This window comes from Xenorhabdus griffiniae, assembly GCF_001028135.1.
In the GTDB taxonomy this organism is placed as follows: domain Bacteria; phylum Pseudomonadota; class Gammaproteobacteria; order Enterobacterales; family Enterobacteriaceae; genus Xenorhabdus; species Xenorhabdus bakwenae.
This window is the reverse complement of sequence record NZ_LDNM01000120.1, coordinates 1-19866: the sequence shown is the minus strand read 5'-3', so window position 1 is coordinate 19866 and position 19866 is coordinate 1. Positions and strand designations below refer to the sequence as shown.

The window sequence follows — 19866 nt, the reverse complement described above, 5'->3', positions numbered from 1 at the left end:
GACTTATCTGTCGCTGCCTCCACCTTCAACAGTGGAGGCGATTTTTTAATAAAACTAAATTTGCTGATGATTGCGCGCCAATGCGGCAACTAATTCATTAACTCCATTCGTCACACGACTAAATTTACTTTGCTCCTTGCGGGTCATCACCACAAATACGCCGATATTGCTTTCAGGGATCATTGCCATATAGGTATTGAACCCACCGCCGCCGCCAGTTTTCTGATAAATACCGTTGGTATCCATATATACCCAGCCAAGCCCAATTCCGTCTGCCAGTCCCGCAACATCCATCCCTGTGATTGATTTCAGATCGGCACGTTTAAAGTAGATACCTTGTTCACGGCTGGCAGTCTGCTTCCTTAACTGATTATGGGAAGATAAAAACTGTTGCATCCAGTGCTGCATATCTGCGGGAGTAGAATAAATTCCGCCACTGCCTGCGGCAGCAATCGTATTGACGCAAGGGCTGGATTTAACCCCCGCCATTAAACGGGCGCATTGGGATGGTGTGGGTGTCAGTGTCGTATCTTTCATGCGATATGGATGAGTAATCTCCTCTTGTAGCAGACGGGAATAGGGTTTTCCCGTGGCTTTAGCAAGGGCATCAGCCAATAAATCATAGGCCAGGTTGGAATACGACGCCGTCGTGCCGGGCGCCGCATCTATTCCTGCGGTTTTCAGCCAAGTCCAGCGGTTCGATTGGGTCGGCCAAATAAATACAGGGCGTCCCCATTTTCCACCAGGCTGTTCCCGAGGCAATCCGCTGGTATGACTTGCCAGATGATACAGTCGGATTGGCTGCCCTGCGCCGTAATTTGGTACATGGACACTGTGATAAGTGTATTTCTGCAACGGATCGGTAATCTTGAGACGTTTCTTCTGTGCCAACTTAACCATGATCTCGCTGGTCATCAATTTGGTAATAGAAGCAATACGAATTAAAGAATCCTGCCGTGGCCGAACGCCGCTCCCTGGATAAGTTTCCCCGAAACTGCGATGTATAACCTGATTATTATCGATCACCACCATCGCCATTCCCAAAGGATTGCCCTCTTCAAAGATGGATTGGGAATACTGGTCGATCAATGCAGCAGCTATTTTCTTAATATTGTCGTTACTCTCGAACACTCCCCATTTTGCCGGTTGCGCATGGGATTGCTGAAATTTTTTCTGGTGTGAATAACCAGAATCTGCACAAGCTGAAATCGCCCATGTCATGACGGAAACTGCACACAGTTTATATAGCCGTTTTTTCATTTTTGGATTAACCAATCAGGGAGCATTCAAGTGAAGGAATAAAGCTGTTATTTGTTTTTCTTACATATCGCCATTATGGCCCCAATAACGATACCCAACAGGATACCTGTAAAAATCCAACTGATAATAGTCATGATAATTTACCTCATAGCAGTGTATTGTTTTGAATTATATAAGGAGTTTATAGGTTGTCTATTGGCTGGAAGGAATTGTGTGAGGAGTTTATAGGTTGTCTATTGGCTGGAAGGAATTGTGTGAGGAGGGATTGGCGGGATAGGATAGAAAAAGCGGTTTAGTTTTTAAGCGTTACTGGTAAAAATCTGGCGAAAAAATAGAATAAGCGATTCTTTTTTCGGCACTTGAGCAAAATCGAAAGGATAAGTATTGCGAATGTGCTTCTGACAGGTATAATGGCCCCCGTTCTCCGAATCATTTCAGTGCCGAAGTGGCGAAATCGGTAGACGCAGTTGATTCAAAATCAACCGCCTTCGGGTGTGCCGGTTCGAGTCCGGCCTTCGGCACCATATACACTTCCGTAGTCGTCTCCTATTGTCCATAGAAATAAAAAACCTCAATAAAATCAACAATCCAATATCTAATAGTATCTCATAACGTCCCTTGCAATCTATGTCATTTGGGGGAACAATTGGGGGAACATTCAGTTAGGTCAATTGAGGTGCCCCCAAATGAAGCTCAATGCTAGACAAGTAGAGACTGCAAAGCCCAAAGATAAGAAATATAGACTTGCTGACGGTGGCGGCTTGTATCTGGAAGTAACCCCCAGCGGTGGTAAATATTGGCGTTTGAAATACCGACGCCCCAGAGACAGAAAAGAAGATCGCTTGGCATTTGGTGTGTGGCCGACAGTAACCCTTGCAGAAGCCCGTGCAAAACGTGATGAGGCGAAGAAAGCATTAGCGGAAGGAATAGACCCCAAAGACGTACAAAAGGGGGAACATTTAGAAGCTGTGGGGGCATTTACTTTTGAGACTATTGCTCGTGAGTGGCACAGTAAGCAAAAGAACTGGGGTGAAGACCACCGAGCGCGGGTACTACGCTACTTAGATATATATATCTTTCCCCATATTGGAAAGCTCGATATTCGCAAGTTAAAGACCAGTCAGTTATTAGCCCCTATAACAGCGATCGATGAGGAGGGGAAAAATGACGTGGCGAAGCGACTACAGCAACGTGTTACCGCGATTATGCGCTATGCCGTGCAGAAAGATATTATTGATACTAACCCCGCTAATGATATGGCAGGCGCGCTTTCTACCACTAAAACTACACATCACCCCGCCCTACTGCCTGCCCAATTTCCTGAGTTTCTGGAACGCATCAAAGCGCTTAAAGGCCGTAAGATAACCCGTTTGGCTATTGAGCTGGGCTTATTGACCTACGTTAGAGCCAGTGAGTTACGTTTTGCTCGTTGGGAAGAATTTGATTTAGAACGGGCAATATGGGAGATACCCGGTCAACGGGAAGGTATCGACGGTGTGAAGTTCTCTCATCGCGGCATGAAAATGAAAACAGCCCATATTATCCCGTTAAGTAGACAAGCCCTTACGTTGCTGGTGGAACTAAAAGAGATCAGCGGCGATAACGAGCACCTTTTCCCGGGTGCCAGAGACCCTAGTAAGGTCATGAGCGAAAATACGGTCAATAAAGCGCTTCGCACAATGGGCTACGACACGACAAAGGATGTATGTCACCACGGCTTTAGAACAATGGCACGAGGCGCAATGGGCGAATCTGGCTTATGGTCGGACGATGTTATAGAGCGTCAGTTAAGCCATATAGAGCGGAAGAAAGTAAAAGCAGCCTATTTGCATACGTCTCATTACTTGGACGAACGGCGCTTAATGGTGCAATGGTGGGCGGACTATATAGACGCTGTACGAGGTGGATATATAACACCTTTTGACTTCGCTCAGTCTTCGGGCAAGGGTTAGATTAGGGCGAAAGCCCTTTTTAATAAAAATATATTCTGAAAACAAAAAACTATTATATATATAACTGTTCACACTGTTCACAAATAATATATGTATTTAATTTTAAAAGAAAAATTATGTGAATAGTAGTGTTCATTACTATTCACTTGCTGTTCACACATTTATAAGAGTTGGCGCCGTCTAAGGCTGCGCCCCTTACTATCCCTTGCCCGAAACAGGCGAGCAGGGGTTAACGAAAATTTTTATACAAGCACGCTTCGCTCCTGCTTCACTGTGCCATTTATCGCGATTACTCCACCCGCCTTGCTATCCCGTTTTTCCCTACGCAATACCACCTGTTAATAACCCGATCTAACTGCTGCTTTTTTATTCTGTAGTTCTCTGTAGTTTTCGGTTGAAAATTAGATTTGTGAGCGCTCGCTTACCTGTTATGACTTGGTATTAAAGGCTTGGTGAAAATTTCCATTAGCCTAAACTTTATGCGATTATTTGATGGCAGTTCATCTATATAACCTTGAGGTGAGTTAATGGATATTTTATCAACGTTACTCTTTCAGAATACGCGAAAAATAGGGCTGATAGTGCCGAGTGTGGTGATATCGGAAAAGCACATTGACGCCACTGAAATTACTGAGCACCCGGTACAGCGTGGTGCGACTATCAGTGACCATGCGTATGACAAGCCGTCAGAAGTCACGATGGAAATTGGCTTTGCGGGTGGCGGTTCGATGATTGATGGCTTTGATATGCCAACGAAAGTGTTTGATTTTGACACCGAAGAAGTCTTGGGCAAAAGCCCTAAAGAGATATACCAACAATTGCTCGAACTCAGAGCTTCTAAGGAGCCATTCGACGTCATCACGGGCAAACGTCGGTACAGAAATATGTTGATCAAAGCCATAGAGGTAAAAACGGATAAGACGTCTGAAAACGTCCTGATGGTCACTCTGACCTTGCGTGAGGTGATTATTGCCAATATCGCAACGCTTGGTGGGGTGAAAGCTCCACGGGTATCAATGAAAGCACCGTTAGATATTAGGCCAGCAATTGACCGAGGAAAGATAACATCAATAACAGTTGACTCAAACCAAAGCCTGTTAGATGCGGGATTTAAAGCCTTAGATGAGCTATTAGGCGGGGCATTAACTAGGGCTAGAAAGAGAATCACAGGAGAATGAAAATGAGCATTGTAGAGATCCCTTTATTGAATGAAAACCAATTATTTGATATTCAGCTAGGCGGCGTAGAATACCGGATGAGAATACAGTACGGGGGAGTTGCAGGCTGGTTATTAGATATCATGTACCCGAACGGCGAACCAATTGTATTAGGAACACCGCTGGTTACTGGCATAGATATTTTGGAGCGGCATAGGTATCTAGGTTTTAACGGTGCATTGTTTTTTGTTTGTAATGGTGTTGACGAGAAGAGCGAAGAGGCGGTTGGCGGTGCCGGGCGGTTATACTTCAAATCTTTTTGAGACAACATTGATGGTCAAGAAATTGACCATGATTCAAAACTTGCTTCATGATTAAAATCAAATGTTTACCCGTAAATCAAATATGCTTTACGGGTAATATCAAAGAGTTAGCCAACGTGTAAAAATTTACATCTTAAAGCGGAAGCTATGCAAGGTGGATAAACTGGTAAAGTATTACCAGTAGCGCCCCTTACTGATATCCCGGCAGTTAAAAGCAAGACGCTTTTGATTCTAACGAATCGTTATAATTAAGCTGAATCAGTAGGTTATATTAAGGGTTGGTATTTCAACCATCATAACTACGGGTAACTCTTTGATAAGGTTTAATTCCGTACAGCACACGGAATCAAGATAACCCATTGAAATCATTGTTATCCAAATTTGGGGTACGGATAGACTTCTACACCAATGGTGGAAAAGCCCTTTGAAATCATTAAAGTCCAATTTTGGATCGTCTATTTATCACGTTCCCGCTATCGACTACCAATGCTAAACTGTACTATCTAACTGGTACGTTCGGGGCGGATAAAAAATCATGCACAGAGATATGCAGAAGATATTAACGCATTGGGGCGGGTGGGTAGTGCAAGGTAGGGTTAACATTGGGTGGAAGTCTGTTTCCGCTGGGTTTAAAGACGTAGTGATGTATACCAGCAATAACAAGCTAACGTGCAGTGACGAGGACGGGATGCTTATTGATAGCTGTGTAGCCAAGCTGCGTAATGTCGGCATGGCTCAGGAATGTGATTTTATCGAGCGCCACTACGTTAATGGTAGGTCTAAACGTGCACTTGGGCGCGAGTTCAAGATCGGTGAGAGCGAAGTCAGAAAGCGTATGCTGGTGGCTGAAAGTTTTATTCTTGGGTGCCTGGAGGCGTTAGACGAACCTTTGGAAATTGATCTTATCTATGGCTTCCACGGTAACTATGCAAATAAGCTCAGTTCAGCGCTAGCCATGCGAAGATTTTCTGATTAACATTAATTTGTTTTCTATACACAGAAAATAAATCAACAGAATTTAGTTGATTATTACCTCTTTTTCTTGTAAATTAATAATAGGCAGATTGCTTTTTTCTATCTGCTTATTTAAATAAAATTTAAAGGGGCAAAACATGTTAACGCCGTTTGGTAAGATCGTTAGAAAAATGCGTATAGATTTAGGTATCACTCTTAAAGAGATGGCCGAATCTATGGGTATGACTTCTTCTTACCTTTCCGCGATTGAGACGGGTAAGAGAGCCATTACTGATAGTGTACTTAATAACATTGTTTCTTATTTAGCTAAGACACCTGGTGACAAAGTTAAATTAAAAAATGCGGCTAAAGATTCTCAGCAGTCTGTAGAAATTAATTTAATGGGGCGTAGTGCTAATGCAAGAAACGCAGCAATGTCTTTTGCCCGTAGCTTTGATGACCTCGACGAAGACGATTTCGCTAAGCTTCTAAAGCTTCTAAATGCGGGTAAAAAGGATTAAGGAGAATTAATCTTGAGTGGTCCGGTTTTTAAAGTGCCCCCTTTAAGCCGAAGGGCTATTCGTGAACTGGCAGATACGGTAAGAAATAAGTTTAAAGTATCAGGATTATATTTCCCCGTTATGGAAATGCTGGAATTTGTAATGCCAGAGATTGAAAAGGACTTTACTCTTGAAGTTCACGAAATATCGGAAATGGGTAATAACCATGGCTTGGCAATTCCAGGGGAAAAGAAAATAATCTTGAGAGAGGATGTTTATAATCAAGCGCTTGAAGGATCAGGACGTGATAGGATGACCGCAGCGCATGAATTAGGTCATTATTTCTTACATAAGGATGTTGCTTTCGCGAGAGCTTATGATGTCAACGTACTGAAAGCTTATGAAAGCAGTGAGTGGCAAGCTAATTGCTTTGGTGGGGAACTGTTAATTCCTGCTTCTCACTCGAAAGAATTACTTGCAATGAGTATTGATGACGTTGCTAATGAATGTGGGGTATCGATAGAAGCCGCTGAAAAACAGGTAAAAGAATTCAGAAAATTATACGAGAAATGAAAAAGGCCCTTTAGGCTGCCACCTTTAGGACCTTGATCAGGTGATGAATTCAAGAGGCATCACCACCGAAGAACTTCGTTTGACAAGCTGAAAACTACCACCTTCAGTAAAGGAGTTCAAGGGAAAAATCGCTCTTGATAAGGAGGTGTATATGTATGAGTCTACGAACCATCGTGAACAAAGCTGCTCCAAAAGGCTTTCGCTGGCAGTTTTGTCGATACCGTAAAGTGCGCGGAAAATCGGACAAAGTTCTTGATGCTCATGAATACGGGTATCAAGCTTGGGCTTTCTTAGTACGCTGTTAATTAATATGTTAAGCGGGGTTAGGTCTTTGAACCTCGCTTATATTTATTTATACTCTATTTTCAATGGAAGTTTATATAAATGTCTTATAATTTTAAGTTTATTAATAAATATTTTAGATATTACTATTAGTAACCCCCTTGCCCGTAAATCCACCAGCAAAGTGATTCCGTCTAACCAACGGAATTAAGCCAATTCAGCAAGTTAGACACTTCCCCGGCAATTCTTCCCCGCTGCTCAACTTCCTCCATTGCAGGAAGTTAATATCAATCAATAAGATATCCTCTCAGCTTATCTATAACCCTTTGATTAGGTTTAATTGTTTCATTTCGGAGTAATCAGACTTTGGACAAATTCCACCAGCTATAGCACAATGTTATTTGATGAGGCTATCTTACCGGAAGAGAAAAGCGATATGCCTTACCGCCTGCCTCATCACCTCCATTGTTAAGGCATAACGTTATAAGGCAGACGTGATGAGCGACCTTAATTTAGTCCTCCCATACTACCCATTAGATTTAGCCGTAAAGACCATTAACTGTACTGAGATGGAACTATTACTTTTAGCTCAAACAGATGCTATCAAGTTTCATTTATACCCCGATCCTACCTGTGGCTTGATTGAATGGGATTCCGTGTCTTGTTTAGAAATTGGTGCGATTCTTCTCAGAAATAAAAAAGTCAGTGAAGTGATCAAAAAGTGTGTTTCAGAAGTTGGCATAGAAATAGAATTAACTGATTTAGTCATAACACAAGAAGAGCTGATAAAGGCATACAATATTCTGAATAATTCTTCTGTTGAAAAGCCCGCACCTAGAATTAAGGAAACTGCAAAACAAAGCAGGGTTATTGTTGATTTGCTTGAGTCTCACGGATTAACAGGCGAAGATTTTAAGGGAAGCATAGGATCATTAAGGCAAAAAATAGCCCGTATCCCCAAGATTAAGAGCTTCACCAATCTTGACGACAAAACTATATCTAAGTGGCTCAAACAAGCCAATGTAAGACCGGAGTGAGATAGGGAGTTTTAAAAACTCCGAGGAATTTTTTAAAACTCCACCACATCATCTACACAAAATAATAGTCTTTCTCTCGTACCGTTTAACAACAACCGAGAAAGGCTATTATCTATGCAACACTCTCTTATCAGATTACCCGAAGTATGCCGCCGTACCGGTCTAGGCAAGTCCACGGTGTATAAGTACATTTCCGAAGGGAAATTCCCCAAGCAAATAAAGACAGGTGAGCGTGCCTCTGCATTCATCGAAAGTGAAGTTGATGCGTGGATCAATCGACGCATTATCGAATCACGCTTGGACGAACGCTTGGGGGCGAGCAATGGCTAATACGCCGGATAAAACCTGCTTGCCTTTGCTGGTGGATATACGGGCAAGAGTAACAACGCAAGCTGAATTAATTTTATCGCAGTACCCTACCGAATAACGGAGTCATAAACATGGAACATTTAAAAAGTGGCTTAAATGCCACCGGACAAACTTACCCTAAATTCAGGATTGGCGATATTACCGCCACGACATTAGACCATATTAACAAATGTGTTATGCCAAAGGGTCTACAAGGCGGTTTTGTTTATGTTGCTAAATCGAATATTGGATTAGTGAAAGTAGGTAAAACAAGGAATGTCCCCGCACGTATAAAGCAGCTATCCAGCGGTAGCGGAGTGGTCATAACCGATGTTTTTTGTACCTCGGTAGAGCAAAAATACAGTGAAATAGAATCCCGCTCACATTGCCTGTTATCAGCGTATAGCTGCGCTGGGGAATGGTTTTCAGCGGATTTTGAAGTAGTCAAACAGGTTGTGCAGCAAGTAGCTAATGAGTTACACGCAGAGCCGATACCTCGTGTTAAACACAATCCATACCATGTTTATTTATGGATATGCGCTAATGTGGAGCAGGAGAAACTTGAGTCCGTTTTGCTCGATATTCTATCTGATGAAAGCAAAAACTTTTTGCGTAGTTTAGGCGCTGGAGTTCCTGCTTATATAGCGAGTTACATTCATGCTTATGGTGCTGTTATTTTACTGAATAACCGTGCTGCTCATGAGATTTACCCCAATGGCTATAGAAACGCTGAGTTATCGGTAATCGAAGCTGAATGGAAGCAGGTAGGAAGTGAAGGAGAGGTAGAAGAAAGCGATTTAACGGATCACATACTGGATATTAGCAATATATCGGAATTCAATTCTCAAGCGGAATCATGGCGTAATCAGTCAGTTTCAAAGTATTTTTCTCATTTTCTTAATATTGAAAAACTGGCGTTAGCTCATGGCATGGAGGCGAACTAATGACAGCAAGTATACGGAAGGATTTTTCCTGCAACACTACGCAACCTATTGAGTTTTTTAACGCCTTAAGCGAGCACGGTCACAAAAATAGTGATCATTGCCTCTTTACTTTGTCATCGAACATTGGCTATATTGACCCTGCACCAGCAAAATCTGGTGTCAGGCGTGAGAACCTGATTAACATCTTGGCGACACATGACGCGCCTAGCGTCTTTTTTTGTGTCACTGCATCGCAGCACCTTTCATTTGAGGCGGTATTCGCCTATACGTATTCAATGGTGATGCTAGCGGAGCTACCGAAAGGTAGGCTGGTTTCCTTGATGTCCAGTATTCTCACCTCTGCTAGTGTCACCGCCCTTTCCGAGTGTGAGAACTCTGGTGGTGACTCCTTATATTACATCAAGGAGATCGCAACTATGGCGACTACCCCTACCCCCACCCATTTCAAATTCGTGTTTCTGAGTATCAAACGTGCAGATGTAGACGCAACTCCTAGTCGTGTAGAGGCTATTGCCTCTGATGAGCACGATGCCCGTTCTGTCTTTTCCCGTGATTTCGTCCTGCTCTTTGCCGGACGCCTGCCAGTACAGGAGGTGCGCCATGTCTGATCGTTCCTTGGCAACTATCTATGCTCACCCCGCCGATGTGTTAGAGCCGGTTGCGGCATTTCTTAAGGCCGTGGAGTACCTGCGCCTAGATCCAGAGGCAAGGGATATCGAGGCCGACTTACTGGAATACGCCCAGCAACTGTTACAACTGCATACCGACAAGGCCAAAAGCACTTACTGGACGGCTGAGGCTGAACCCAACGTTACCCATGCTAATGAGGTGCAATATGCGTAATTACGATACTTACCGTTCTGTCGTGGAAAACGGCATTGTGACGCTGTATTGCCAGTCAGAAGAAAACAGCCAAGAGGAGATAGTTATCTCTCTGCCTGTGGCCTCGATTATAGACCGGTTAAATAAGGGGGAGTGGGACGAACAACCGATCATAGGCGTACTGTTGACCTCCGAATGGTTCAAAAATCAGACTGAAAAAGAACTGATACCCTACATTCGTTGCATTCGTTGGATGGTGGCGCATTTATGGGTTCTGGAACAAACGAAAAAGAATCACGGTAAGCCGATCTTCATGCTGGAAAATTCCCCTATTACTTTCATTCTTTCCATCGCCAGTGTGCGTCTTGCTATGGAGAACAACATTGAAGTCGCACTGACTGAGAGTTTTGGGCATGAACAGGGAATAAAGCACACCCTCCTTTTCTATCAAGAAATGATAATTCCCACCCCTGACAAAGGCTTAAAGATCTCAGATTTTGGCAAAGGCGTTTTTACCGCTATGTACCTTAGCCTCAGCGGGGAAGGTGTATTCGGGATAACGCTCAAACAGCCGGAGGTTCTGCACTGATGAGCCACTTAATCACTCAATCCACCAGCTTTGTAGCTGAAACAGTTAACGATTGCGAGAGCAAGCAGAACGGCAATACAGGGGGAAGCCATGGCTAAGACACCACGTTCAAAAACACAGGCAAATATCACCTTAATGCAGCAGCATAGTTCTGTTAAAGGAAAGATTTTAGTCAGAGCGCGTTATGGATATCCAGAAAGCGACAATATTCTACCTACAGACATGCTTACCGACACTCCAAACCCGCAGAACAATAGAGGGATTGTGTTTCTTAGTGATGGTTATTTAAATCGGGCTTTGCGTCGTCAGGCAGAGGTACAGAAGCGCCAAGCTGCGAAAAAGAAAGGGAGCCGGTAAACGATGGCAGTACAATTCTTATTAGCGCGGGGTAATCCGCAGAACCCCGCACTTGGTACAAAAAGTAGCTTTCTGGCATTCAGCGAGTTCATTTTATCTAAACGGGTAGAAATTGCCATACTGCCCGGCATGAATAACAAAGCGCGTAACGAAGAAAAGAAAAAGCTGTACTGGTTCGCGCCACCAACCAAGAAAAAAGGAATGCGACGTCGAGTCGATAATATGGCGGCTTGTGCTTTTGGCTGTGCTGATATTGACGAAAGCACACCTAATGCAGCAGCGGCACTAATGCCAGTGTTAGCGCAGTATTCAATGCTGATGTACCACACAGCCAGCAGCACCAAAGAGAATCCCCGTATACGCTTGGTGTATGAGTCTTCCCGCTTGGTTGAACCCGATGAACGTCGGGCAATCAGTACAGCATTTGAAAGCGCGTTGATGCAGGAAGCCGGCTTTACTTTTGACGGCATCAAAGGCGAAAAGGCACGTTGGGTTAAAGAGAATGACTATCTGGTCTTTGATCGGAGTGTCTACGGTGCACAAAGTTATCTGTACTGCCCTCATGAGGGGGCAGAAAGCAACATCTATCAAGGCGAGGTTATTGATGTTGACCTATTACCCTTGCCCGTTGCTAAACCGCAAAGCGATAAGTCCACCAGCCAGAAGAAAGCGCCAGTACCTGATGAAGCTGATTTTGCCGACTTTGAGCTTATTGATGCGCATCTTATCGCTGATCTGCGTAGCGCTCTGTGGCACCCTGAAATGTTGAAGCAGGCCTATGATAATAAAACGTGGGCGGATAATGGTTATCGTCTGGCGTCGCTGAAAGACACGGAACAGGAAGACGAAGCCCGCCAGCTATTTATTGACTGGTCGGTGACAGCCCAAGATGCCTATCCCGAAGAAGATCTTCATGCTGTGGCGGCGCATAAATGGGATAACTATCTGCACGCCAATAGCTCAAGTTATCGCGGTATTTTCAGCGAGGCACAAAAGCTTGGCTGGACAAATCCCGGTGCTTTGCGTCTTAAGGCTCAGAGTATTGGCGAGATGGCACCGAGTACACGTGGTGAGCTGTTAGCAGAGCATTACGGCCTTATTCGGATGAAATCCGAAGATAGTGTATTCGCGTACTATTATAACGGGCAAGTGTGGGAGTACGTGCCTGATGCCGCATTAGAGCGCCAGATGGCGAAGATGTTCACGGAAAATAACGCCACATTCAGCCCCCGGGCGGTGTCTGGTGCTGTCGGTGCAATGAAATTGCAAATACCCATTATGGGCGAGGCATCACGCTATTTGGTTGGCTTTGCGAATGGTGTTTATGATCTGGAAAACCAAGCATTCAGGGCGCATAACCCCGAAGACTGGCTAACCAATCATAATGGTGTGACGTTTACCGATCCACTACCGGGTGAAAACCTGAAAGACCACGCGCCGAACTTCTACAAATGGCTTACGCAGAGCGCAGGCGATAATGCCTCATATATGGAACGCATTAAAGCAGGGCTGTTTTCTGTGTTGGCCAACTGTTATAGCTGGCAGTTATTCCTTGAAATTACCGGGCTTGGGGGCAGCGGGAAAAGCGTCTTTACGGGCATTGCTACCTTATTGGCGGGAAGCCATAACACCGCAAGTGGCAGCGTAAAAGATCTGGATACCCCCCGCGAACGGGATTCCTTTGTGGGAAAGAGCCTGATTATTCTGCCAGACCAGACCCGCTATGTGGGTGATGGCGCTGGCTTGAAAGCGATTACTGGCGGCGACCCCGTTAAAATCGATCCTAAGCATATCAGGCCATATGAAACAGTCATTCAGGCGGTGATTGTGGCAACGAACAATGAACCGATGCACTTTACTGAGCGTCAAGGAGGGATAGCCAGACGGCGTGTCATTTTTCCATTCAATAACCAAGTGAAAGCAGGGGAGCAAGATCCGAAGCTATTAGAAAAGATAAAAGTTGAATTGCCCGTGATTGTTCGTTGCTTGCTGGTGGGCTTTGCTAAACCAGAACGGGCAAAACAGCTTTTGATTGAACAACGACAGTCACCAGAAGCCTTATTGGTGAAGAATGCCAGTGACCCGCTGTATGGATTCTGTAGTTATCTAAAGGCGTTAATCAATGCTACGGGAATGTATATGGGCATCAATAAGCCGCCGTTCTACCCTGACAAGTACCTTTATCATGCGTATATCTTGTATATGGAAGCCCACGGGCACAAGAACATACTGAACGTAACCCGCTTCGGGGCGCAGCTACCGGAAATATTGAAAGATGTCGGGATAAGCCTACAGAAAGTTAAAACACGCTTAGGATATCGGTATAACGTGATGCTAACTGATGAGGCTAATGAGTGGGTAATCTTTGAGTTTAATAAAGAAGATTTAAGTGTTTTTAGTTAGTTGTATAAATGCAAAGTTTTACTAGTTACATAGAAGCCTCTAATTTAGAGGCTTTTTGTATATTTAGTAATCAATTCATGAACAGTGTGAATACGGGTGTGAATAGGAGTATACACACATTAAATCATTATAATTCAATTAATTAACATGTGTTTTTGGCCTTGAGAATAGTGTGAACAGTTGAGGCTAAATTGTCTGGTTTTCTGGTATATTTTTTAATTCCACCAGCAGCATGCATTAATTAAATTAAACAATATTGTTAATAAAATAAGACTCAGAACGCTTGTTTAAATAAGAGGTCAGAATGCGTTACCTAGATGGGTATACAAATGCTCAACATCGTTAATATTTTTTTCGAGAAGAAAATGGCAAAAATGCACGTGGGGGAACATTTGGGGGAACATAAAATAAAATAATTTTATTTTTCTTTAAATATTAATAAATTAAATAACAAGGCGAGTCCGGACTTCGCACCATTCGTTAGTTTCCTAACGTCTACCCAAGTCTACAAACTCCCAAAAAACTACAATAAATCAAGATGGTTAGTTATTTTGACGTCTACTGTGGTCTGTTGCAATCAACATGCAGCAAGGGGCATAATTTGGGGCACCAACACTTCGATTGTAAATGTGCCCCAAAAATGAAACTAAACGCCCGACAAATCGAGACTGCGAAACCTAAGAGCCTATTCAGAGGTCATGTATTGAATAGTTAGTTGATGTGATATGCTTTTAGCTTTTTTAGGTGAAGTCTGGCTAAAGTTGACGTTTATTGTCGTTATTGTCTCAAATCAGAAAAAGTGAAAGGACATGGAAAAGGTCATGGGGGACATCCTCGTTATCGCTGCTATGGCTGTTGCAAAGTCTTTCAGTTGGAATAGACCTACCAAGCCTGTAAACCGGGCGTTAAAGAGCAAATTGTCGATATAACCATGAATAATGGCGGCATTCGTGATACCGCACGTGTACTGAAAGTTGCCACCTCTACTGTCCTGAACACACTAAAAAACTTACCCCCCGGAACGTGACTACGCTGCCCCTTGATGGAAATAACATTCAGCTTATCTGTGAAATAGATGAACAATGGTCGTTTGTAGGCAGCAAGAAGAACCCGCGCTGGCTTTGGTATGCCTGGGAACCCCGAATGAAACGAATAGTCGCGCATGTTTTTGGTGATCGCAGCAGGAAGATACTGGATAAACTGCGGACATTACTGTCTCCTTTTAAAGTTCGATTTTATTGTACGAATGATTATGCGGTTTATGATTGTCTTTCAGAAGAAGAGCACTTAACAGGAAAAATGTTTACCCAACGAATAGAAAGAACCAATCTCACCCATCGTACTCGCCTAAAAAGGCTGAATCGAAAGACGATTGGCTATTCCAAATCCGAAGAGATAATGGGATGGACGCCCCATTTAAGCGGCATCAGTGTGCCAAAATGGAAGTGTATTCAACACAGCCAATTAATAACGGGAGCGTCCACCATGAGGATTACAACAGTGGGTATCGATCTGGCAAAAAATGTTTTTCAGGTCCACGGCGTCGATGCACAGGGTAAAACGGTACTCAAAAAACCGCTACCGCGCGCGAAAATGCTGACGTTTTTCGTCAACCTGCCACCTTGCCTGATTGGTCTGGAAGCCTGTGGTGGGGCACATTATTGGGCACGTAAGCTGCAAGGTTTTGGTCACGAAGTAAAATTAATCGCACCACAGTTTGTTAAACCCTATGTCAAAACCAATAAAAACGATGCCGCCGATGCGGAAGCGATATGTGAAGCGGTGACACGACCGAATATGCGCTTTGTCCCAATAAAAACAGAAGAACAGCAAAGCATCCTGTCGGTACATCGCGCACGAGAGGGATTTGTCAAAGCCCGTACAGCGCAGGCCAATGCCATTCGTGGTTTCCTGGGCGAGTTTGGGATCGTTATCGCTCAGGGAATAAAGCAGATTGCAGTACGACTGCCCGAGATTCTGGAGGACGCCAGTCATTGCCTGCCAGAGACCTTCAGGCAACTGCTCCAGCGGTTGGGTGAACACCTGAAAGAGCTTGATCGTCAGGTTGCGGAACTGGAACAGGAAATTCAACGCTGGCATCGTGGCAATGCAGACAGCCGGAGATTATTGGCAATACCGGGTATCGGCCCGATAACGGCAAGCGCGCTGGTCGCATCGATAGGGGATGCTAGACACTTCGCCAATGGTCGCCAGTTGGCGGCATGGCTGGGTCTGGTTCCCCGACAATCGAGAAGTGATGGCAAGACAGGTCGGACCGTGATCAGGAAACTCTGGTGTCATGCAAGCGCTTATAGCGCGTCGAAATGATAAGAGCCTGGTCAGCGAATTCCATCAGGGACAGGGGCGACGGCCTCAACTAAAGTCCGGATGTATGGCTGCAATCTTAACCTGGTTCTGGTCATGACAAACGATTGTTTGGCAAACAAGGGGCGTCCATGTATGCATGACAAGGTGATAGGGACGTTCATTGAGCGTGAAAACTACGTTTAATGAATGATCTAACTATTCAATACATGACCCGTTGCTTACGCAGCATACCAACTAAAATACCCAGAACCATGTATATCACACCAAGCAGCAGCATCATGCCGATATCGTTGAACACATTGTGCAATGGCAACCCCATCTGGTTAACCCCGGCTATCGCTTTTGTTGCCCATGTCGATGGCAAGGCCAATGAAATCACTCTGACCCATTCAGGCATCGCCTGAGGCGGCCAGATTGTGCCTGAAATATAGAAGATCGGTGTGGTAATAAAAGCCAGCGTTAAATAAATCATTTCTACGCTACGCAGGCATTCTGTCACCAATTTTCCCAATCCCAATACCGCTAACAGGAACGGGAATGTCAGTAAAAGCACGAGGTGAATCGGTGCATCTTGCCGATACCCCAATATCCACGGCCACAGAATAAAAAAGATCACTGACAGAAATAGCCAGATAGGGATCAAAGCAGATAATGTGCCCAAATAGATCGGGAGCGGCGGATTACCTTTGGGGGTATCCCGTAGGGTAATACTGACGCGAACACAAGCGACTAATAAGGAGTGTTGCAACAGCATGACTAACAAACCCGGAAATACGATTGCAGCATAACTGACCCCCGGATTAAATAATCCAATGGTTTCACCCCGAATCGGTTGTAGCAAGGTTTTCACCTGCTCAAGACTAAAGCCCGATTGCAAAAGTAATTTGCCGTTGTATTCTGATAAAAGTTGTTGATAAGCCAACATCAAATCTTTTTGAATCTGCCCATTAGCGAGACGATTGGTCGCATCACCATAAACCGGCACAGTGACATCTTGTCCACCTAACAGGCGTTTTTCAAAATCCATCGGTACGATGATAATGGCAAAGATGGTGCGCTGTAGCATATCATGGCGGGCATTGTCGAGATTATTGTAGCTTTTGGGGGCCACTTTAGCCATGGCATCAATATTACGGATCAACGTGCGACTCGCATAACTGTTATCTTTATCGATCACAGCGATCGGTAAGTCCCACAAAGAAGGACGAGCGTAAACCAGACTCATCACACATAGCGAAACAATCAATAATAACCACATGGGTTTTTCCAGCATCACCAAAAATACATTACGCAGTGTCTGCCAGTACAACGCCCAATTCGATGGCCCATTTGTTTGCCCATTATCTGACATTATGGGGTTCCTTCTGATTGATTAAGCCGTTTCCACAAGCGATTGCGAATCAAAAGGCTGCAAACCACAGGATAAATCATCAATATCAGGCAAACATACAAAATAATCTGTAGTGAGACTTCCCGCAGGAAAATGTCAAACATGGCATTCAAGGCATAGGTTAATGGCTCAAGCATAGAGATAATTCTTGCAGGCCATATCATGGCAAGTTGTGGCACGATCATGCCAGAAAATGTCATCGCAATACTGACCAGCATCCCAATCAAGGTGTAGGCCGTTATTGCCGTGTTGGTGAAGGTAAACAGCAACAGGCCAATGCTTTGCGCCGCAATGACATAGAAAAATCCAACAATCGGCATGTACAGCGGATTACCCGCGACTCTGGCCCCCGAAGACATAACCAGTATGGTAATTTCTACCATCAATAGCAGGGTGAATATCAAGGTATAAGGTGCCAATTTTCCTAACAATGCCCCAACGAAATATTTCGCCTTCAGGAGCCGCTTCTCTCTGGCCATGGTGTAGATAGTACATGTGACAACAAAAAGCTGTAATAGATGGATGGTTGCCGCAAATTGCTGGAAATAAATATAACTGCCGCTGGCGTTAAATAAGCTGTCATAGGACATGGTCGCTTTCGCTAATGGCGGTAACGGGCGGCCTATTTCGGCAGCAATAATTGCACGGTATTTTGCGTTGGTTTCAGCTATCAGGCCGCTGAAATCCAGTGTTGAGTAACGACCTGCCCCATAAAATAGGGCATTGAAATACATAATGACCATCGGCTGTTTCCCACTTAAAGCCTCTTTTTCAAGATTCTCAGGGAGATAAAGCAGAGAGTAATCCTGCGCCGCGCGCAAAAGGTCTATGGATTCTGGTAAGCTATTGTTATAAGACTTGATATTCGCATGAGGTGCCGCATTCAAGTTCCGGATAAGGGTGCGTGATAGCATGCTTTGGTCATTATCCACCACCGAAACCGGCAGGTTAAACAGTGTTCCCTTTGAAAAATTCGCACTGATTAAGATAAACAGCAGTAAAGGAAATAACCACCCCAGCCAATGAAAAACCGGACTGTGCAGTGCAGCACTCAGTTCTCGCATAAATTCTTGTTTAAAACTGCGCCACACTGCTTTTCTGTTCATCAGGCCGCACCTTATATCTACTTATTCCAAAGCCATAAAGCACTCATGCCCGGACGTAAGCCGTCAACGGGTTGCAATGGATATAACCGAACCTCAAACGTTCTCAGGTCAAAATCTCCCGTCGCACGCGTTGCACGTTTTGTCGCATAATCCCCCATTGACGCGATATAACGAATTTCAGCCTCAATCTCCTTATTTCCCAGTGCCGGGACAGACAATTTAATTTTGTCGCCCTTGCGAACGCCCGCCAAAATATCTTCTCGCAGGTTGTAGACGAAATAAGCCTGTGAAATGCGTACCAGTGTCGCTAATGGACTATTCGCATTAAAAAGTTGGCCGACTTCTGCCGGCAATGGCCCGACTTCCCCCTCAACAGGCGCTTTGACTTGCAGATCATCATTCTGGATTTGCAGTTCACGCAGATTTTCTTCTGCTTCATTTAATGCTGCCTGGAGTTGCTGACGTAACTCTATACGATCGCCATTTTTGCCTTCATCAAGCTGCGCTTTAGCCCCCAGCCTCTTCTGATAGGCAATATCCCTTGCGTTACGCGCATTATCCAGATCGGTAGCAGACACAAAGCCTTTGGTTGACATATTTTTAAGGCGATCAAATTCACGTTGTGCATTTGTGTACTCTGATTGGGCCTGTGACAATGTGGCTGCTAAGTTCCGAATGTTCTCTTCACGAGTTCCATGCAGGGACAATTCAAGTTTTGCTCTGGCTTGATCGCGTGCTGCCCGTGCCGCAGCAACTTTAGCCGCCAGTTCAGGGCTATCAAGACTTACCATCAGTTGTCCGGTTTTGACACTATCTCCTCGCACAACATGAACGTTAACGACTCGCCCCATCGCCTTAGACGCAATGATCACTTCCGGCGCATCAACTTCTCCCTGCAATAACAGCTCCCGACTGTGGGAACGGAAAAGCACAGCCATTGCGATCAGGAAGATAATCAGTAAGATTGTGAAAAGTGTTCTTTTTTTCATTCTGCTCTGTCAGCCCCAAACGTACGATCAGGTCAAAATAATCGATAAATCAACAACCTAATCTGAAATTAGTTACAGTATCAGTCAAGATTGAATGATGATAATCCAGCCTCGACATTCTCCACTGCCTAAATTTTAGCACCTCTGGGAAAAACGCCCCTCACTAGTTATAAATATCGACATAAATGATATTGAAGCCATAAAAAAAGAAATGCTCATCTAAAACATCCTATAATAGTATTATTTATTTTAACAAAAACAAAACATTTAGCGCATTACCCTATAAACCTGAATAGTCATCGTAAAATAATTAGTTGAGTTAATTTTATATTAATTAAACTAATAAAGAGGATGGATTAATCTCTATCATCCTTTTTCCCCCATGAAAAATATGGATAATGAAAAAAAGATAATAAAAAAATAGCGGAAAACAGAAATTAATTAAGCAATAAAACTACACATTATAATTAAAATTATAAACTCTCATATATTAATATAGAAAAATAAAAAAACGCTATTTTCTCTCATCAGAGGCTATCGACAGATATTCAT

At 44.0% G+C, this 19866-nt stretch carries 19 protein-coding genes, 1 tRNA gene and 2 pseudogenes; 18 read left to right on the top strand and 4 right to left on the bottom strand.

Annotated elements, in window-relative coordinates; translation table 11 throughout:
* Positions 1-54: 54 nt before the first annotated feature.
* Positions 55-1260 carry a D-alanyl-D-alanine-carboxypeptidase/endopeptidase AmpH gene (gene ampH / locus AAY47_RS17945; protein ID WP_047771650.1) on the bottom strand — a complete coding sequence of 402 codons (1206 nt, stop codon included), beginning with the start codon at positions 1258-1260 and terminating at the stop codon, positions 55-57.
* A gap of 439 nt (positions 1261-1699) precedes the next feature.
* On the opposite strand from ampH, the gene AAY47_RS17940 reads away from it, so the two are divergent.
* The 18 genes and pseudogenes from AAY47_RS17940 to AAY47_RS17865 form a co-directional block, all read left to right on the top strand.
* Positions 1700-1784, top strand: a tRNA-Leu gene (locus AAY47_RS17940).
* Positions 1785-1946: 162 nt separating this feature from the next.
* On the top strand, positions 1947-3212 hold the full coding sequence (locus tag AAY47_RS17935; protein ID WP_047771648.1) for a tyrosine-type recombinase/integrase: 1266 nt from the start codon (positions 1947-1949) through the stop codon (positions 3210-3212).
* Positions 3213-3739: 527 nt separating this feature from the next.
* Complete coding sequence (locus AAY47_RS17930) at positions 3740-4390, top strand: phage baseplate protein (protein ID WP_047771646.1); 651 nt, start codon at positions 3740-3742, stop codon at positions 4388-4390.
* Between the two features lie 2 nt (positions 4391-4392).
* A complete protein-coding gene (locus tag AAY47_RS17925; protein WP_047771644.1) occupies positions 4393-4692 on the top strand; it encodes a phage baseplate plug family protein in 300 nt (99 codons plus the stop codon).
* A 535-nt stretch (positions 4693-5227) separates the two neighbouring features.
* Positions 5228-5668, top strand: coding sequence for an antiterminator Q family protein (locus AAY47_RS17920; protein WP_053014341.1), 441 nt, complete (start codon positions 5228-5230; stop codon positions 5666-5668).
* A gap of 136 nt (positions 5669-5804) precedes the next feature.
* Positions 5805-6167 carry a helix-turn-helix domain-containing protein gene (locus AAY47_RS17915; RefSeq protein WP_047771640.1) on the top strand — a complete coding sequence of 121 codons (363 nt, stop codon included), beginning with the start codon at positions 5805-5807 and terminating at the stop codon, positions 6165-6167.
* A 12-nt stretch (positions 6168-6179) separates the two neighbouring features.
* Positions 6180-6719, top strand: coding sequence for an ImmA/IrrE family metallo-endopeptidase (locus AAY47_RS17910; RefSeq protein WP_047771638.1), 540 nt, complete (start codon positions 6180-6182; stop codon positions 6717-6719).
* A gap of 155 nt (positions 6720-6874) precedes the next feature.
* Positions 6875-7024: a hypothetical protein gene (locus tag AAY47_RS22310; protein ID WP_167400594.1), complete on the top strand. Its 150-nt coding sequence runs from the start codon at positions 6875-6877 to the stop codon at positions 7022-7024.
* Positions 7025-7498: 474 nt separating this feature from the next.
* Positions 7499-8038: a hypothetical protein gene (locus AAY47_RS17905; protein ID WP_047771636.1), complete on the top strand. Its 540-nt coding sequence runs from the start codon at positions 7499-7501 to the stop codon at positions 8036-8038.
* A gap of 114 nt (positions 8039-8152) precedes the next feature.
* Positions 8153-8368, top strand: coding sequence for a helix-turn-helix transcriptional regulator (locus tag AAY47_RS17900; protein ID WP_047771634.1), 216 nt, complete (start codon positions 8153-8155; stop codon positions 8366-8368).
* A gap of 110 nt (positions 8369-8478) precedes the next feature.
* Positions 8479-9330 carry a GIY-YIG nuclease family protein gene (locus AAY47_RS17895; protein ID WP_047771632.1) on the top strand — a complete coding sequence of 284 codons (852 nt, stop codon included), beginning with the start codon at positions 8479-8481 and terminating at the stop codon, positions 9328-9330.
* A gap of 110 nt (positions 9331-9440) precedes the next feature.
* Positions 9441-9938 (top strand): host cell division inhibitor Icd-like protein, encoded by a 498-nt coding sequence (locus tag AAY47_RS17890; RefSeq protein ID WP_047771661.1) that lies wholly within the window; start codon positions 9441-9443, stop codon positions 9936-9938.
* Positions 9931-10173 carry a hypothetical protein gene (locus AAY47_RS17885; RefSeq protein WP_047771630.1) on the top strand — a complete coding sequence of 81 codons (243 nt, stop codon included), beginning with the start codon at positions 9931-9933 and terminating at the stop codon, positions 10171-10173. The genes AAY47_RS17890 and AAY47_RS17885 overlap by 8 nt, the downstream gene beginning before the upstream one ends.
* Positions 10166-10741 (top strand): hypothetical protein, encoded by a 576-nt coding sequence (locus AAY47_RS17880; protein ID WP_047771629.1) that lies wholly within the window; start codon positions 10166-10168, stop codon positions 10739-10741. The genes AAY47_RS17885 and AAY47_RS17880 overlap by 8 nt, the downstream gene beginning before the upstream one ends.
* A 90-nt stretch (positions 10742-10831) precedes the next feature.
* On the top strand, positions 10832-11098 hold the full coding sequence (locus AAY47_RS17875) for a hypothetical protein (protein ID WP_047771627.1): 267 nt from the start codon (positions 10832-10834) through the stop codon (positions 11096-11098).
* Between the two features lie 3 nt (positions 11099-11101).
* Positions 11102-13501 (top strand): DNA primase family protein, encoded by a 2400-nt coding sequence (locus AAY47_RS17870; RefSeq protein ID WP_047771625.1) that lies wholly within the window; start codon positions 11102-11104, stop codon positions 13499-13501.
* 751 nt (positions 13502-14252) lie between these two features.
* Positions 14253-14899, top strand: a pseudogene (locus tag AAY47_RS21445) (IS1 family transposase); the annotation flags it as partial.
* 87 nt (positions 14900-14986) lie between these two features.
* Positions 14987-15790: pseudogene (locus AAY47_RS17865) on the top strand (IS110 family transposase); the annotation flags it as partial.
* Between the two features lie 238 nt (positions 15791-16028).
* Here AAY47_RS17865 and AAY47_RS17860 read toward each other — a convergent pair.
* From AAY47_RS17860 to AAY47_RS17850, 3 genes are read right to left on the bottom strand one after another with little or no spacing between them, the layout of a single operon-like run.
* Positions 16029-17180 carry an ABC transporter permease gene (locus AAY47_RS17860; RefSeq protein ID WP_047771623.1) on the bottom strand — a complete coding sequence of 384 codons (1152 nt, stop codon included), beginning with the start codon at positions 17178-17180 and terminating at the stop codon, positions 16029-16031.
* Entirely contained in the window at positions 17180-18325 is a 1146-nt protein-coding gene (locus tag AAY47_RS17855) for an ABC transporter permease (RefSeq protein WP_047771622.1), read from the bottom strand. The genes AAY47_RS17860 and AAY47_RS17855 overlap by 1 nt, the downstream gene beginning before the upstream one ends.
* A gap of 17 nt (positions 18326-18342) precedes the next feature.
* Positions 18343-19314 (bottom strand): HlyD family secretion protein, encoded by a 972-nt coding sequence (locus AAY47_RS17850; RefSeq protein ID WP_047771620.1) that lies wholly within the window; start codon positions 19312-19314, stop codon positions 18343-18345.
* Positions 19315-19866: the final 552 nt, after the last annotated feature.